Source organism: Candidatus Hakubella thermalkaliphila (assembly GCF_013281975.1).
GTDB classification, from domain to species: domain Bacteria; phylum Actinomycetota; class Humimicrobiia; order Hakubellales; family Hakubellaceae; genus Hakubella; species Hakubella thermalkaliphila.
This window is the reverse complement of sequence record NZ_BLRZ01000489.1, coordinates 1-530: the sequence shown is the minus strand read 5'-3', so window position 1 is coordinate 530 and position 530 is coordinate 1. Positions and strand designations below refer to the sequence as shown.

Sequence of the window (530 nt, the reverse complement as noted above, 5' to 3'; positions counted from 1 at the left end):
GCCAGCGGCGCCGGCAGCCACGGAATCCTCGCCGATGGGGATACTGCCGCGCAGCGGCCTGCCCCGCGCCGCCGCGCGGTGGCAGTTGCACATCCATTCGGCGGCTGGAGATACATCCTGCACGTGCAGGGCGTTGTCCACGATCAGGACACCGTTGGGGGTAACATCCATCACCACGTTGGTCAGCGATTCAGCCCGGGTGCGCATATAGGGAATACACATGGTCACCTCGGCCATGCCCCGCAGGACGGCGGCGGCTTTCTGACGACAAGAATCATAACCGCAAGCCCCACAATTAAGCTCATCCTCCGGCGAGTACTTCTCCACCCGATGCAGCACTTCCTGGATCTGTTCCTCGGCGAATTCGGGGCTGGGCAGGCTGCGACCGTGGTATGCCCGCTGAAGCTGCGGCCACTGGGCGCGGGCAGGCACCGGGTGGGGCTGGCGACGGGCGGCGTAGGCGCTCACCCGTGGCGGGCGGCGGGCCACGCTCCGCTGCTCCACCTCAGCGGCGGCGTCGATGCGCCGCC

1 protein-coding gene is annotated in these 530 nt (G+C 67.9%); it reads right to left on the bottom strand.

The features are described 5' to 3' along the window. Positions 1–489, bottom strand: a 489-nt coding sequence (locus HW443_RS12850; protein ID WP_275942780.1) for a (Fe-S)-binding protein, incomplete at its 3' end; no start/stop codon positions are given. Positions 490–530 lie beyond the last annotated feature (41 nt).